General features: G+C 73.5%; 12 protein-coding genes. 5 read left to right on the top strand and 7 right to left on the bottom strand.

The window, feature by feature from the left end; genetic code table 11:
• Positions 1-5: 5 nt before the first annotated feature.
• Positions 6-1,442, bottom strand: coding sequence for an MFS transporter (locus AB0C35_RS09130; protein ID WP_358452300.1), 1,437 nt, complete (start codon positions 1,440-1,442; stop codon positions 6-8).
• Between the two features lie 107 nt (positions 1,443-1,549).
• Between AB0C35_RS09130 and AB0C35_RS09125 the strand changes: the two genes are divergently transcribed.
• Positions 1,550-2,128: a TetR/AcrR family transcriptional regulator gene (locus AB0C35_RS09125; protein WP_358452298.1), complete on the top strand. Its 579-nt coding sequence runs from the start codon at positions 1,550-1,552 to the stop codon at positions 2,126-2,128.
• A 36-nt stretch (positions 2,129-2,164) separates the two neighbouring features.
• Here the strand turns inward: AB0C35_RS09125 and AB0C35_RS09120 are convergent, their stop codons facing one another.
• Positions 2,165-3,232: a mechanosensitive ion channel family protein gene (locus AB0C35_RS09120; protein WP_358452296.1), complete on the bottom strand. Its 1,068-nt coding sequence runs from the start codon at positions 3,230-3,232 to the stop codon at positions 2,165-2,167.
• Positions 3,233-3,396: 164 nt separating this feature from the next.
• Here AB0C35_RS09120 and AB0C35_RS09115 point away from each other — a divergent pair, with 164 nt between their 5' ends.
• Entirely contained in the window at positions 3,397-5,037 is a 1,641-nt protein-coding gene (locus tag AB0C35_RS09115; RefSeq protein ID WP_358452294.1) for a CocE/NonD family hydrolase, read from the top strand.
• A 124-nt stretch (positions 5,038-5,161) separates the two neighbouring features.
• On the opposite strand, the gene AB0C35_RS09110 is transcribed toward AB0C35_RS09115, so the two are convergent.
• Together AB0C35_RS09110 and AB0C35_RS09105 are read right to left on the bottom strand one after the other, a co-directional pair.
• Complete coding sequence (locus AB0C35_RS09110) at positions 5,162-5,617, bottom strand: peroxiredoxin (protein WP_358452292.1); 456 nt, start codon at positions 5,615-5,617, stop codon at positions 5,162-5,164.
• Complete coding sequence (locus AB0C35_RS09105) at positions 5,614-6,261, bottom strand: histone deacetylase (RefSeq protein WP_358452290.1); 648 nt, start codon at positions 6,259-6,261, stop codon at positions 5,614-5,616. The genes AB0C35_RS09110 and AB0C35_RS09105 overlap by 4 nt, the downstream gene beginning before the upstream one ends.
• 168 nt (positions 6,262-6,429) lie before the next feature.
• Between AB0C35_RS09105 and AB0C35_RS09100 the strand changes: the two genes are divergently transcribed.
• The 3 genes from AB0C35_RS09100 (at position 6,430) to AB0C35_RS09090 (ending at position 11,995) form a co-directional block, all read left to right on the top strand.
• Positions 6,430-7,698 (top strand): glycosyltransferase, encoded by a 1,269-nt coding sequence (locus AB0C35_RS09100; RefSeq protein ID WP_358452288.1) that lies wholly within the window; start codon positions 6,430-6,432, stop codon positions 7,696-7,698.
• A 186-nt stretch (positions 7,699-7,884) separates the two neighbouring features.
• Positions 7,885-10,866, top strand: coding sequence for an AAA family ATPase (locus tag AB0C35_RS09095; RefSeq protein WP_358452286.1), 2,982 nt, complete (start codon positions 7,885-7,887; stop codon positions 10,864-10,866).
• 301 nt (positions 10,867-11,167) lie between these two features.
• Positions 11,168-11,995, top strand: a complete 828-nt coding sequence (locus AB0C35_RS09090; RefSeq protein WP_358452285.1) for a nitroreductase/quinone reductase family protein — start codon at positions 11,168-11,170, stop codon at positions 11,993-11,995.
• Here AB0C35_RS09090 and AB0C35_RS09085 read toward each other — a convergent pair.
• The 3 genes from AB0C35_RS09085 to AB0C35_RS09075 form a co-directional block, all read right to left on the bottom strand.
• Positions 11,992-13,056, bottom strand: coding sequence for a dihydrodipicolinate reductase (locus AB0C35_RS09085; RefSeq protein WP_358452283.1), 1,065 nt, complete (start codon positions 13,054-13,056; stop codon positions 11,992-11,994). The genes AB0C35_RS09090 and AB0C35_RS09085 overlap by 4 nt on opposite strands.
• On the bottom strand, positions 13,053-13,841 hold the full coding sequence (locus AB0C35_RS09080; protein ID WP_358452281.1) for an SDR family oxidoreductase: 789 nt from the start codon (positions 13,839-13,841) through the stop codon (positions 13,053-13,055). Before AB0C35_RS09080 ends, AB0C35_RS09085 begins: the two co-directional genes overlap by 4 nt.
• Before the next feature lie 82 nt (positions 13,842-13,923).
• Positions 13,924-14,877: an ornithine cyclodeaminase family protein gene (locus AB0C35_RS09075; protein ID WP_358452279.1), complete on the bottom strand. Its 954-nt coding sequence runs from the start codon at positions 14,875-14,877 to the stop codon at positions 13,924-13,926.
• Between the last annotated feature and the right edge of the window lie 21 nt (positions 14,878-14,898).

The raw sequence follows: 14,898 nt of genomic DNA, 5'->3' as shown, positions 1-14,898 counted from the left end.
CGGGGTCACCGGCGGACGCGCAGGACGAACAGCGCCACCAGCAGCGCGGCGGCGGCGAACACCGCGCCGGCCGCGAACGCCGCGGTCATCCCCTCGACGACCGCGCCGCCGGGCACGGCCCCATCGGGCACCGCCGACCCGTGCACCGTGACCAGGACGGCCGAGCCGAGCGAACCGCCCGTCCACAGCATGGTCTGCGCGACGCCGGAGGCGGCGCCGGACTGCTCGGGCTCGACGCTGCCCAGGATCGTCGCGTTCAACGGCATGATCGATATGCCGCCGCCCGCGCCGACGAGGACGAACGGTCCGAGCAGCCCGGAGGCGTAGCCGTCCTCCGGCGAGAGGCCGGACAGCCACAACAGCCCGATCGCGACCAGGGCCGTCCCGGCCACCACCAGCGTCCGGGCGCCCAGGCGCGGCAGCACGCGCGGGACCGCACGGACCGTCGCGAACTGCATCACGACCATCGGAAGGAACGCCGCGCCGGCCCGCAGCGGCCCGTAGCCGAGGACCTGCTGCAAGTACTGGGTGAGGAAGAAGTACGCCCCGAACATCGCCGCGACCAGCAGGAACTGGGTCAGATAGGACGCCGCGCGGTCGCGGCCGGTCAGCAGCCACAGCGGCAGTACCGGCTCCCCCGCGCGGCGCTCGACGGCTGCGAACCCGGCCAGCAGGACGGCGGCGGCGGCGAAGCCGGCGAGGGCCCGGCCGTCCCCCCAGCCGTCCGAGCCCACCCGGATCAGCGCGTAGACGAGGGCGGTCATGCCGGCCGTGGACGCGACGGCGCCGGCGACGTCGAACCGGCCGGAGCGGCGCCGGGTCTCGGTGAGGATGCGCGGCGCGAGCATGGCCAGCACGACGCCGAACGGGACGTTGACGAAGAACACCCAGCGCCAGGACGCCTCGGTGAGCACACCGCCGGCGAGCATGCCGAGCGCCGCACCCGCGCCGGTGACGGCGGAGAAGACGCTCAGCGCCCGGACGCGGGCGCCGCCCTGGAAGTTCGTGGCTATCAGCGCCATCGCGCTCGGCGCGGCGATCGCGGCGGAGACGCCCTGGGCGACGCGGGCGGCCAGCAGCCACCAGCCCTCGGTGGCCAGCCCGCCGGCCAGCGACGCGGCGGTGAACAGCCCGATCCCGGCGGTGAAGGTGCGGCGGCGGCCGAAGACGTCCCCGGCCCGTCCGCCGAGGAGGAGCAGCCCGCCGAATGCGAGCATGTAGGAGTTCTGGATCCAGGCGAGGCCCCCGGTCGACAGCCCGAGCCCGTCCCGGATCTGCGGGAGCGCGATGGTGACGACGGACGTGTCCAGCCCGATCATGAGCTGGCAGCCGACGATGACGGCGAGAATGATTCCCGGGCGATGATGAGGTGGTGGTGCGGCGGCTTCGGCGGGAGCGGCGAACTCCTCCGGTGCGGCCGTCCGCCCGTTCGATGCGGACAAGATCGACCCTTCGAGAATTAAGGAACGGCGAAGTACACTATGTGGGGAACGTATCACCGATTCGCACCAGAAGGAACGCTTGCGTTCACTATTTTGGGGAGCGTGTCGTGACCCCGGCCACCCGCCGCCGCGGCGGCGACCTGGAGACGGCCATCTTCGACGCCGTCTTCGAGCAACTGGAGGCCGTCGGGTACCACCGGCTGACCATGGAGGGCATCGCGACGGCCGCCCGGACCGGCAAGGCCGCCCTCTACCGGCGCTGGTCGTCCAAGGACGCGCTCATCACCGACGCCCTCAAGCACGTCCTGCCCGAGCCCCCCGCCCCGCCGTCGACGGGCAAGGTGCGCGAGGACATGCTGGCGACCCTCGTCTGCCTGCGCGACACGCTGATCGCCTGCCGCGGCGCCGCGTTCAAGGTGCTGAAGGAGGAGAGCGAGGAAGGCAAGGGGATCCTGCACGAGGTCGTCCACCTGCGCATGAGCAAGCCCGTCAAGGAGGTGATGTACCAGTCGCTCGAGCAGGCCGCCGAACGCGGCGAGATCCGGCCCGAGGCCGTGACCAGGCAGATCGCGAAGGTCGGCCCGGCCGTGGTCGTCTACCAGAACCTTACGGAGGGCGGCCCCATCACCGACGCCTACCTGGAGTCGGTGGTGGACGAGGTGCTGATGCCGATCGTCCGGCCCTGACGGCTGCGGGGCCGGGGGCACGCGGCCCCCACCGGGTCAGACGGCCGGTTCGCCGTCGCGGGACGGCTCGCCGTTGCGGGCGGCCTCGTCGACGAGCACGCGGTGGTGCCAGTAGGGCGGCGCGATGCCCTCGTCGCGGATCGTCCTGTGCAGCCGCTTGAGGAACTCGTGCTTGATGCGGAACTGGTCGCCGAACTCCGAGGACCGCAGGATCACGTGGAAGCCGACGGTGGAGTCGTTGAAGTCGTCGAACCGCACCAGGACGTCGCTGCCGGCCACGCCGCCCTGCACCTCCTTCATCACGTCGTGGCCGACCTCGGTGAGGATCTCCTCGAACCGGTCCAGGTCGACGTCGTACGCCACCTTCGCGTACACCAGGATCGACATGTCCTGCGCGGGACGGTGGAAGTTGGTGAGGATCGTGTCGGAGAACCGCATGTTCGGGATGACTTCGATGTTGTCCGACAGCGTCCGGATGGAGGTGTTGCGCCAGTTGATGTCGACGACGTACCCCTCCTGGCCGGTGGCCAGCTTGATGTAGTCGCCGGGCTCGATGGTCTTGGCCGCCAGGACGTGCACGCCCGCGAACAGGTTCGAGAGGGTGTCCTGCAGCGCGAGCGCGACCGCCAGTCCGCCGATGCCCGCGGCGCCGAGCAGCGGCGTGATCGACACGCCGAGGCTCCCCAGCATCACCAGGATGCCGAGGCCGAGCACGATCACCCGGGTGATGTTGGCGAAGATCGTCACATTGCCGGCGACGCCCTGCCGGGCCAGCGCGACGGAGGCGACCGACGCGGCGATCAGCCGGGCCAGCGCCAGCGTGACCACCAGGATCGTCACGGCGGTGAGCACCTTGGCCGTGACGTCGAGCGTGCCGCGCGGCAGCTGCAGCACCTTCGCCGAGATCCACAGGCCGAGCAGGACCGAGACCGGCACCACCAGGTCCTTCATGAGCCGGGCGCCGATGTCGTCCCAGGCCCACCGGGTGTCTCCCGCCCGCCTGAACAGCCGGCCGGTCAGCAACCGCAGGAACACCGCGATCGCCAGGGCGGCCGCCAGCACGACCCCGGCCGCGATGACCCGCTCCCAGCTCACATCACCCATGGCGCGTGCATCTCCCCCTTCGCGCGGACGGCGCCGCCGCCCGCCCGTCAGATCCCGATTTGCCGTGTTGCGCGTCCTCGATCGTATAGAAGACCCGGAGCGTGCGAGGCACATCACGGACTCCGGGGACGGACGCGACCCACGAGGCTATTACGATCGATCAAGTGGTAGGCGTCGGAATGATGCGCCGGCTCGGGGTCACGGCGCTGGGACTGCGGAACGGCCCCCACCAGGTCACGGTCGAGCGGGACCTGGAGGTCCCCGCGGCCGACGGGGTGACGCTGCTCGCCGACCGGTACGCGCCCGTCGGCGTGGAGCGCGCCCCCACCGTGCTCGTCCGCTCCCCCTACGGGCGGCGCGGGCCGTTCGGACTCATGTGCGGGCAGGCGTTCGCGTCGCACGGGTTCCAGGCCGTGGTGCAGAGCGTCCGCGGCGGGTTCGGGTCCGGCGGCGTGTTCGAGGCGCTGGACGAGCGGGAGGACGGGCTCGCCACCATCGAGTGGCTGAAGTCGCAGCCGTGGTTCGGCGGGACGTTCGCGATGCACGGGCCGAGCTACCTCGGCTACGTGCAGTGGGCCGTCGCCGCCGAGGCCGGCCCCGAACTCCGCGCGCTGTCGATGCAGGTCACCGCCTCGACCTTCCGGGACGCGGTGAACGTCGGCGGGACCTTCGCGCTGGAGTCGGCGCTCATCTGGGTCGACCTCACCGCGCGGATGAAGAACTCCCTGTCGGGCATCACGACCGGCATCATGTCGCCGCGCCGGGCCCGCCGCGCCACCCTGTCGGGACGCCCGATCGCCGAACTCGACCGGCTCGCGACAGGCGGGCAGCAGCGGTTCTTCCAGGAACTCCTCGTCAACGGCCCCGACACCTCGTTCTGGGACAAGCGCGACTTCAGCCCGACCGTGTCGCAGGTCACGGCCCCGGTGAACATGACCGGCGGCTGGTACGACATCTTCCTGCCGTGGCAGATGAAGGACTACGCCGCGCTCCGCGCCGCCGGGCGGCGCCCCTACCTGACGATCGGCCCGTGGTTCCACGCCGACCAGCGGATGATGCGCGGATCGGTCGGCGAGTCGGTCGCCTGGTTCCGCGCGCACCTGCTGGACGACCCGTCCGGGCTGCGGGAACAGCCCGTCCGGCTGTACATCACCGGCGCGGGCGAGTGGCGCGAGTTCCCCGACTGGCCCGTCCCGGGGATGCGGGAGGAACGCTGGCACCTGCAGCCCGCCGGCGCCCTGTCCCCCGACGCCCCGCCCGAGTCGGAACCCGACACCTACCGCTATGACCCGGAGCACCCGACGCCGTTCCTCGGCGGCCCCACACTGCTCGGCGAGACCCGCCCGTCCACCGACCAGAAGCGCCTGGAACGCCGCCGGGACGTGCTGACCTACACCTCCGCCGTCCTCGACGACGACCTGGAGATCATCGGCCCGGTCACCGCCGACCTGCACATCCGCTCGAACCGGGAGCACACCGACTTCGTGGTGCGGCTGTGCGACGTCACCCCCGACGGCGAGTCGCTGAACCTGTGCGAGGGCATGCGCCGCCTCGTCCCCGGCACCCCGGAGCCGGACGGCGACGGCGTCCGGCACGTCGCCCTGGAGCTATGGCCGGCCGGTCACCGGTTCCGCCGCGGCCACCGCGTCCGCGTCCAGATCGCGAGCGGCGCCTACCCCCGCGTCGCCCGCAACCCCGGCACCGGCGCCCCCATCGGCACCGCCACCGAAATGCTCACCGCCGACCAGGAGATCTTCCACTCCCCGGCCCACCCCTCAACCGTCAACCTCCCCGTCGTCCGCTGATCCCACCGACCACACGACACAAAGCACCCGCACCCACGGGCGAACGCGCCACCAGGCCCGCCGATAACGGGAAGCGGGGCACGCGTATTACGGCGGACGCAGCGAGCGGAGGCCGCCTTCTTCTTCAGGCCCTTCGGCTGCGGAGTGCGTCCAGGGCCTTGTCGGCGTGGGTGTTCATGCGGATCTCGCTCTTGACGACCGCCAGAACGCGGCGGTCGGTGTCGATGACGAAGGTCTGGCGTCTGGTGGGCAGGAGGGCGATGCCGCGTTTGACGCCGAAGCGGGCGCGGACGTCGCCGTCCGGGTCCGACAGGAGGGGGTAGCCGAAGGAGTGCTTGTCGGCGAACTCCTTCTGCTTGGCGACCGGGTCGGCGCTGACACCGACCGGGTGGGCGCCGGCCTCGGCGAGTTCGGCCACCACGTCCCGGAAGTGGCAGGCCTCCGCGGTGCAGCCGGGGGTCATCGCGGCCGGGTAGAAGAACAGGACGACCGGCCCCTTCTCCAGCAGCCCGGTCAGCGTGCGCGGCTCGCCCGTCTCGTCGGGCAGTTCGAAGTCGTCAACGACGTCACCGACGTTCATGGGTCGAACCTAGCCGTCCGGACGGCCGGCGGGCCAGGGCGCAGGAGGGCGGTGATGCCCCGGGGCGTCCAGGTGCCGTGGGCGCCGGGGCGTCCGGCCAGGTAGGACGCGGCGCGTTCGGCGGACCAGCCGTGCGCCTCGCGGAGGCCGTTGCCGAGCATCGTCAGGTAGGGGGCCGTCGGCGCGTTCGGCGGGGCGGGGGCGGGCGAGGTGAAGGTGAGCATGGGGTGCCCGGCGCGTTCCCCGACCTTCAGGACGGTCTCGTAGCGGCCGGGGCCGAGACGCTGCCGGCCGTGGGCGACGGCCTGCGAGAGGTCGTGGTCGGTGCCGACGTCGCGGTGCATCTCCTGGGAGAGGACGTCGCAGAACTGGCGGCGGGTCAGCAGGTAGGCGCGGGCGGCGGCGCGTCCGGGCAGGCCGGGGTCGTAGAAGGCCATCCCGCCGCCCCAGGTCCGCGAGGCGTGCGCGAAGTAGATGCCGCCGGGCACCGTGATCGACTGCTCGGCGCGGGCGGGACGGGGATCGCGGCAGCCGGCCTGGCGGCGGGCGCCGCCCTCCGGACGGCCCCCGGCGAGGTAGCAGCGGAACCTGTCGCGGAACAGGTTCGAGCCGTAGGCCACGTACCAGAGCGGTTCGTCGTCCATCTGGTCCAGTATTCCAGCAGGTTGAAGGCGGTTCGCCGGGTCCAAGCGGAGCTGAGACCCGATTCGCGACGTTTGACGGGGAGTGCGGGCGGATATGAAACTGACCGAGCAGGTGTCTACGACGCAGATACCTCCGTGCTTCCCCTGTGATGTACCGGAGGATCCGTCATGCACCGCACGCTTAACATCGCTCTCGTGTCCGCCTCCGACCTCGACGGCGAACACCTGCAGTCCGTCCATGTACGGGACCTCGCCCGTTCGCTCACCCGCCCGCTGACCGGGGACGGGGAGCCGAACCAGGTCACGGTGTACACGCGGCGCCAGGACGCCGCCGCCCGCAGCCGGGTGCGGCTGGCGCCCGGAGCCGCGCTGGTCCACATCGACGCCGGGCCGGCCCGCCCGCTGTCCGACGACGAGACGCTGAAGCACGTCCGCGACTTCGCCGACGAGCTGCGCCGCCGCTGGACGGGGCATGGACGTCCCGACATCGTGCACGCGCACGGCTGGATCGGCGGGCTCGCCGCCTGCGCCGTCGCCCGCGAGCTGGGCATCCCGTTCGCGCAGAGCTACCACGGCGTCGCCGCCGCCGAGCGGCGCGCCGGGCACCCCGTTCACCCCCACCGGGACCGTTTGGAGAAAGCCATCGGCCGGGACGCCGACGTGGTGCTGGCCGGGCACACCGAGGAGGCGGGCGCGGTCGTGCGGATGGGCGTCCCCCGCCCCGCGGTCGCCGTCGTCCCCTACGGCGTCGACGGCGACCAGTTCGCGCAGGTCGGCCCCGCGATGCCCCGCGGTGACCGGCGCCGGCTGGTGATGGTCTGCGACGACCTGGAGGCCGGGGACGTCGAGACGGCGCTGCACGCGCTGGTGCACGTCCCGCACGCCGAGCTGACCGTCGCGGGCGGCCCGGCCCGCGAGGACCTCGACCACGACCAGGTCGTGCACCGGCTGACGCTGCTGGCCAAGGAACTGCACGTCGCCGACCGGGTGATCTTCCTGGGGCGGCTGCCGCGCAAGGCGCTGCCGAAGCTGCTGCGTACCGCGTCCCTGGCCCTGTGCCTGACCCCGCACGACCCGTGCCCGTCGACGCCGCTGGAGGCCATGGCCTGCGGCGTGCCCGTCGTGACGACCCCGGCGGGCGGCAACGCCGACGAGGTGCTCGACCGCATCACCGGGCTGCACGTCCCCGCGGGGCGGCCGGTCGTGATCGGCCGCGCGATCCGGCACCTGCTGGCCGAGGAGACCACGCTGCACGGCTACTCGATCGCCGCCGCCGACCGCGCCCGCTCCCGCTACTCGCTGGAGCGGATCGCCGCCGAGACGCTCCGCGCCTACCAGAAGGTGCTGCCCGTCCCCGACCCCGAGGACACCGTCGAAGACGCCGCCGAGGACGCGGCGGTGCGCGAGACCGACAGGACCCCCGCCCTGGTCGGCTGACCGTCCTCCAGCCCCCACCCGCCACCATTCAACCGACGAGTTCCACTCGGCACCGTCCTCCAGCCCCCACCCGCCGCCATTCAAAGGACGAGTTCCACTCGGCGCCCGTCCGCCAGCCCGCGGGCCCCGGATCCGACGCCGGATCCGGGGCCCGTTCATGTCCGGTCCGGTGCGATACTGGGCGCGATGACCGGAGGGGACGGCCAGGCGCCGGAGAGCAGGCTGATCGGCAGGGCGGCCGAGTTCGCGGAGCTGACCGCGGCGCTGGAGCGGGCCGCCGGCGGCGGCGCGGGCGTCGTGCTCGTCAGCGGCGACGCGGGCGCCGGCAAGACCCGCCTGGTGTCCGCGCTCACCCGCGCCGCACGCGACAGGGGCTCCGCCGTCCTCGTCGGGCAGTGCGCCGAACTCGGCGAGAGCATGCCGTACCTGCCGCTCACGGACGCGCTGTGGGCGGCCGCGCACGCCGGCGCCCCCGAGGCGGACGAGGTCCGCGCCGCGATCACCGCCCGGCCCGTCCTCGGACGGCTGCTGCCCGACGGTGAGGGCGGCCCCGGCGCGGCGTCCGAGCTGGGCCAGCAGCAGCTCTTCGGGGCCGTGCTCGGGCTGCTCGGGGAGCTCGCGGCGGACCGGCCCGTCCTGCTCGTCCTGGAAGACCTGCACTGGGCCGACCGTTCGACCCGGCACCTGCTGACCTTCCTCACCCGGGTGCTCCAGCGCGAACGGGTCTGCCTCGTCGGCACGTACCGCTCGGACGACCTGCACCGGCGGCATCCGCTGCGGCCGGTGGTGGCGGAGCTGCTGCGGCTGCCGAACGTGACCGGTGTCGAGGTCCGCCCGTTCGGGCCCGGTGAGACCGCCGAGTACCTCGCCGAGCTGTCGCGCGGGTCGGCGCCGGTGACCGCGGAGGTCGTCGAGCGGGTGCACCTGCGGTCGGAGGGCAACCCGTTCTACGCCGGCGAGCTGTACGCCGCCGGGCTCGACTCCCCCGGCGCGCAGCCGGCGGAGCTGCCGTCCGGGCTCGCCGACCTGCTGCTGTCGCGGATGGAGCGGATCTCGGACGCCGCGGAGCGGGTCGTCCGGGTCGCGGCGGTCGCCGGGCGCCGCATCGACGACGAGCTGGTGCGCAGCGTGTCCGGGCTCGACGAAGCCGAGGTCGGCGGGGCGCTGCGCGAGGTCGTCTCCCACCAGCTGCTCGTGCCGTCCGGGGCCGGGTACACGTTCCGGCACGCGCTGCTGCGCGAGGCCGTCTACGCCGATCTGCTGCCGGGCGAGCGGACCCGGCTGCACGCCGCCTTCGCGCGGCTGCTCGCCGGCCTCCCGGACGGGACGCGCGGGTCGGCGGCCGAGCTGGCCCACCACAGCCTCGCCGCGCACGACCTGCCCGCCGCGTTCGCCGCGTCCGTCCGGGCGGGGCACGAGGCGGGGCGGCTCGGCGCGCCCGCCGAGGCGTTCGGGCATTACGAGCGGGCGCTGGAGCTGTGGGACGCGGTGCCGGACGCCGAGGGCGCCGCCGGCACCGACCGGGTGCGGCTGTCGCTGCTCGCCGCCCAGAAGTCCGCGCAGTCCGGTGAGCTCCGGCGCGCCGTGCACCGGCTGCGGCGGCTGCTGGACGAGGCCGACCCGGCGGACGCGCCGCTCGGCTCCCGGATCCGCGAGGTGCTCGCGTCGTACCTGGGCGACATCGACGACCTCGACCAGGCGGTCGCCACGGCGCGGGAGGCGGTCGCGATGCTGCCCGCCGACCCGCCGACGGTCGAGCGCGCCAACGCCCTGGCCACCTACGCGCGGATGCTGCTCTACCGGGACGGCGACGGCGAGCTGCCCGGGCTGGCCGAGCGGGCCGTCGAGGCCGCCCGCGCCGCCGGGGCCACCGGCGCGGAGGCGAGCCTGCTGGTGACGCTCGGCGTGCACCGGGAGGCGGGAGAGGCCGACTCGGGCGTCGCGGAGGTGTTCGCGCGGGCCCGCGACCTGTCCGCCGCGGGCGGCGAGAGCCCGATGGTGACGATGCGCGCCGCGTGGCACTACGCCCGGACGAAGTTCGACCGCGGCGACCTCGCGGGCGCGGCCCGCGCCGCCGACGACGGCGTGAAGTTCGCCCTGGAGCACGGCCTCGGCTGGAGCACGTTCGGGATCATCCTGCGGTCCCTGCGGTACCTGATGCACTACACGACGGGGAACTGGGCGGAGGCGGACCGGCTCGCCGCGGACTTCGCGGTCCAGGTCGTCCGGCCGTACGAGGCGCAGATCTCCGCGTACGCACTGTTCGTCGAGGTCGCGCGGGGCGGGCCCGCCGCGGACGAGCGGCTGCGCTGGATCGCCCCGCTGTGGGACCAGGACCTCTTCCTCAACTACCTCGCCCGGGGGCTCGCCGCCGAGCAGGCCCTGTGGCGGGGCGATCCCCGGGCCGCGAGCGAGCACGTCGCGAGCATCATCGCCACCTCCTACGGCGACACGGTCGGCGTCATCCGGATCGCCGCGACCGGGCTGTGGGCGCAGGCGGAGATCGCGGCACGCGCCCGGGCCGCAGGCGACGACGCCGCCGTCCGGGAGGCGGCCGCGACCGGCGACGACCTGCTGTCGCGGGCGAGGCGGGCCGTCGGCTTCACCGACAACGGGCGGACGCGCGCCTGGCTCGGGCTCGAAGGGCACGGCTGGCTGGCCCGTGCGGAGGCGGAGCGCCGCCGCGTGGACGGCGTCCACGACGTGGACCTGTGGCGGAAGGCGACCGACCTGTTCACCTACGGCGACCCGGACGGCGGGTTCGTGTACGAGGTGGCGCGGTCGCGGTGGCGGCTCGCCGAGGCACTCGCGGAGAACGGCGACCGGGAGGGCGCCGCCGAACAGTGGCGGTCCGCCGTCCGCGACGCCGAGCGGCTCGGCGCCGCGCCGCTGCTGGCCGCGCTCCGCGACCTCGGCGCCCGCGCCCGCCTCGGCGCCGCGCGCCCCGCGCCCGCCGCGACCGCCCCGTCCGGCCCGTTCGGGTCCCTCACCGGGCGGGAGCGGGAGGTGCTGAAACTCGTCGCGGAGGGGCACAACAACCGGGAGATCGCGGCGGCGCTGTTCATCTCCCCGAAGACGGCGAGCGTCCACGTCTCCAACATCCTCGCCAAGCTGAACGTGACGAGCCGCACCCAGGCCGCCGCCGCCGCGCACCGCGAGGGAATGTGATGTTGCATTGAATTGCCCGCGCGGGTAATCTCCATTTCCGTGACTGCCGGGTCGGCCATGGGCCATGAGCGAGTGAGGTACCCGGCCTCCGAGTGAGGCCGGCGCGGGCGCGAGGCCCGCCACTCCCCTCCTCGCCCTCTCTTCTTCGTTTCTTTGTTTCGCGTGTATCGCGCGACGTCATCGGGCTGCCCTATGCGGCGAACACCGTCTTCGGCACGCCCTTCTCCGCCATTCTTCAGCCACGGTTGCGCATCCCTTTCCGTGGCTTATTCGTCATGCCCGAAAACAGTTCAGGAGACATATGGATTTCAACAGGCAGGTCATCGAGGAGTTCCGGGCGGGCGGCGGCCGCGTCGGCGGCGTGTTCCAGGACGGCCGGCTCCTCCTGCTGACCACCACCGGCGCGCGGTCCGGCGCACCGCACACGACGCCGCTCGGATACCTGCCGGACGGCGAGCACCGCGTGCTGGTCATCGCCTCGGCCGGCGGGTCGCCGAAGCACCCGGCCTGGTTCCACAACCTGGTCGCGAACCCGCGCGTCACGGTCGAAAGCGGCGCCTTCACCTACGAGGCGGACGCCGTCGTCCTGGAGAGCGGCGAACGTGACGCGGCCTTCGCCCGCGCCGCCGAGGCCGACCCGGGGTGGGCCGAGTACGAGACCAGGTCGGGACGGACGCTGCCCGTCGTCGCCCTGGTACCGGTCGTGGCCGGGCCGCCCGCCGGGCCGGAGTCGCTCGGCGCGATGCTCGTCGCGCTGCACGACGCGTTCCGCAGGGAGCTGGAGCTGATCCGCAAGGAGGTCGCCGCGTCGGGGGCCGGTCTCGGCGCGCAGCTGCGGGTCAACTGCCTGACGCTGTGCCAGGGCCTCGGCAACCACCACATGGGCGAGGACCAGCAGATCTTCCCGCTCCTGGAGCGTCACCATCCGGGACTGGGGCCGACGCTGGCGGAGCTGAAGGACGACCACGAGAAGATGCAGGAGCTTCTGGACGAGCTGCGCCGCGTCCTCGACGCCGGAGATCCGGCGTCCCTGCTCACCGAGGTCGAACGGCTCACCGCGATCCTCCACGCCCACCTGGACCGCGAGGAGGAGCGGCTCGTCCCGCTCCTCGACACGATCGGGCTCTAGAGCAGCCCGCGTCCCGGGATGAGCGGCAGGTCGAGGGCGGTGAGCAGGCCCGGCGGTGCCTGGACGACGGCGGGCACGGCGTTGACCAGGCGCATCGCGGTGGCCTTCAGCCCGGCGGTGTTGTGGTCGCCGTCGGTGCCGAGGAGCCGGAGGTCCACGGTGTAGTTCGGCTCGCCGCGGACCTCCACCCGGTAGCAGCCCTCGCCGGCGGGCTGCGGCCAGTCGGGGGCGAGGTCGTCGCGGAGCCGGGTGACGTGCTCCAGGACGACGACGGCCTCGCCGCCGCGCATCCCCCGCACCTCGAACCGCAGCGCCGCCTGGGTGCCCTTCTCGATCGTCCCGGCGGAGACGGCGAACGTGTCGGGGGCCGGGAGCCGGGTGTGCCACTCGGCGGTCTCGTCCAGTTCCACGCCGAGACCGGCGGCGATCTGCCGGACGACGCTGCCCCACGCCATGGTGAGGACGCCGGGCTGCAGCAGCATCGGCGTCTCGTCCAGGGGCCGGCCGAAGCCCATGATGTCGAACAGCACCGTGCCCTGGTCGTAGGTGGCGTAGTTGAGGATCTCCATGCAGCGGACCTGGTCGATGCGCTCGCTGATGCCGGTGACGGCGAGCGGGAGCACGTCGTTGGCGAAGCCGGGGTCGATGCCGTTGACGAAGATCGACGCGCCGCCCTCGGCGGCCGCCTCCCGCACGGGGTCGGACATCTCGGGCGGGACGACGCCGTCCGGGAACTGCAGGAACACCGGGCTGCTGGACACGACGTTGACGCCGGCGCGCAGGATGCGGCACAGGTCGTCGATCGCCTCCATCAGCCGCACGTCCGCCATGGAGGTGTAGACGACGCAGTCGGGCCGCGTCGCGAGCAGCGCGTCCTCGTCGCCGGTCGCGGTGACGCCGAGGTCGCGGCCGAGGCCGGCGAGTTCCCCGGCGTCCTTGCCGACCTTGGCGGGGTTGGAGACCCAGACCCCGGTGAGTTCGAGGTCGGGCCGGGCGTCGATGCCCGCGATGGCGTGCCGCCCGACGTTGCCGGTGCTCCACTGAACGACGCGGTAGGTCACAGATCCTCCAGGCCCAGGTCGAGGTTCGGGGTCTCGATTCCGCCGTCCACGCGCAGGAGGGCGCCGGTCGTGTAGGCGGAGGCGGGTGAGGCGAGGTACACGACGGCCGCGGCGACGTCCTCGGGGGCGCCGACGCGGTGCAGCGGCGTCTTGCGCTCCATCTCGGTGCGCAGCTCGTCGCTGGTCATGACGATGTCGAGCGCGGACGTCGCGACGGAGCCGACGGAGATGGCGTTGATGCGGACGCGCGGCGCCAGGTCGAACGCGGCGAGCCGGGTGTAGTGGGCTAGCGCGGCCTTGGCGCTGCCGTAGGCGAGGTATCCGCGGCCGGCGATCCGCCCCATGACGGAGGAGATGTTGACGACGCTGCCCGCGCCCGACTCCAGCAGGTGCGGGACGGCGGCGCGGGTCAGCGCGTGCGCGGTGCTCACATTGAACTGGAACGCGTTCTCAAGATGGCGCGGCTTGGTCTCCAGGAACGGGGCGGGCATCGCGCCGCCCATGTTGTTCACCACGATGTCGAGGCGGCCGAGGCCGTCGGCGGCGCGGGCGGCCAGCTCCGCCGCCGCGTCCGGATCGCTGAGGTCGGACGGGACGATCAGCGCCCGCCGCCCGGCCGCCTCGATCTCGGCCGCGACCTTGGCGAGCTGCTCCTCCGTCCGGGCGGAGACGAGCACGTCGGCGCCGGCCTGCGCGAGCGCGACGGCGGCGGCGGCGCCGATGCCGCGGCCGGCGCCGGTCACCACCGCGACCTTGCCGTCGATGCGGAACCGATCAAGGATCACCGCGGTCACCTCCGGGCCGTCCAGTCGTGCCGCACAGCCTACGCAGCGGGTAGAACGTGTTTCAATACGTGCGGCGCCCGGGTCATGCGAGGAAGTCGAACCGGGTCCCCGTGCCGGCGGCGCGGGCCGCCTCGTAGGCGGTCCAGCTCACCGCGAGGTCCTGCCAGGGCAGCCCGACCGGCGCGTACACGGTGACCTCGCCGCCCTTCACCCGCCCCGGCACCTGGCCGCGCAGCAGGTCGCGGAGCGTCCCGGCGGCGTGCTTGACGTCGAGCCCCGCCCCGGCCAGCACGCCCATCTCGACGGCGAGGGGGACGTCGTCGACGACGACGCGGGCGCCCTCCAGCAGGTCGGGGGCCAGTTCGGCCTTGCCGGGCTCGTCCGCGCCGAGGGAGGTGATGTGGGTTCCGCGGGTCACGTCGGCGGCGTGCAGGATGGGGCGGCGCGCCCAGGTCGCCATGACGACGATCCCGGCATCGCGGACCGCGTCGCGCGGGTCCGCCTCGACGGCGGCGGTCACCCCGAGCCGGGCGCCGTGCCGTTCGGCGAATCCGGCGGCGCGGCCGGCGTCCAGGTCGCAGACGGTGAGGGCGTGCACCTCGCGCAGCTCCGACAGCCCCCGCATGACCAGCTCGGCCTGGGCTCCGGCGCCGATCACCGCGACGGCGCCGGCGTCCGGGCGGGCCAGCGCGTGCGTGCCGAGCGCGGCGGCCAGACCGGTGCGCCACGCCGTCACGGTCGCCGAGTCCAGCTGCGCCAGCAGCTCCCCGGTGCCGAGATCGTGCAGGCAGACGACGCCGCGCAGCGCGGGGCGGCTGCCCGGGAACTTGGCGTTCACCTTCACCGTGTAGGCGGGGACCTTTTCGACCACTCCCGGCAGCAGCGCCGTCGCGGTGCCCTGGCCGGGCAGCCTGCCGACCACCCGGCGCGCGACGGCCTCGCCCTCGGCGGCCGTGAAGCCGCGGCGCAGTGCGTCGAGGCATTCCACCGGGTCGAGGAGGGACTCCAGGTCAGATCGGGCCAAAAGGAGCGTCACCGGACCATTCTCCCGCCCCTA

Origin of the sequence: Spirillospora sp. NPDC048819, assembly GCF_040650055.1 — a bacterium.
Classification (GTDB): Bacteria; Actinomycetota; Actinomycetes; order Streptosporangiales; family Streptosporangiaceae; genus Spirillospora.
This window is presented reverse-complemented; position numbering and strand designations above follow the sequence as displayed.

Excerpts from the sequence above, each read along its gene's own strand:
- AB0C35_RS09120 (WP_358452296.1), bottom strand. The coding sequence starts at position 3,232 with ATGGGTGATGTGAGCTGGGAGCGGGTCATCGCGGCCGGGGTCGTGCTG.
- AB0C35_RS09110 (WP_358452292.1), bottom strand. The coding sequence starts at position 5,617 with ATGAACGTCGGTGACGTCGTTGACGACTTCGAACTGCCCGACGAGACG.
- AB0C35_RS09105 (WP_358452290.1), bottom strand. The coding sequence starts at position 6,261 with ATGGACGACGAACCGCTCTGGTACGTGGCCTACGGCTCGAACCTGTTC.
- AB0C35_RS09100 (WP_358452288.1), top strand. The coding sequence starts at position 6,430 with ATGCACCGCACGCTTAACATCGCTCTCGTGTCCGCCTCCGACCTCGAC.
- AB0C35_RS09090 (WP_358452285.1), top strand. The coding sequence starts at position 11,168 with ATGGATTTCAACAGGCAGGTCATCGAGGAGTTCCGGGCGGGCGGCGGC.
- AB0C35_RS09095 (WP_358452286.1), top strand. The coding sequence starts at position 7,885 with ATGACCGGAGGGGACGGCCAGGCGCCGGAGAGCAGGCTGATCGGCAGG.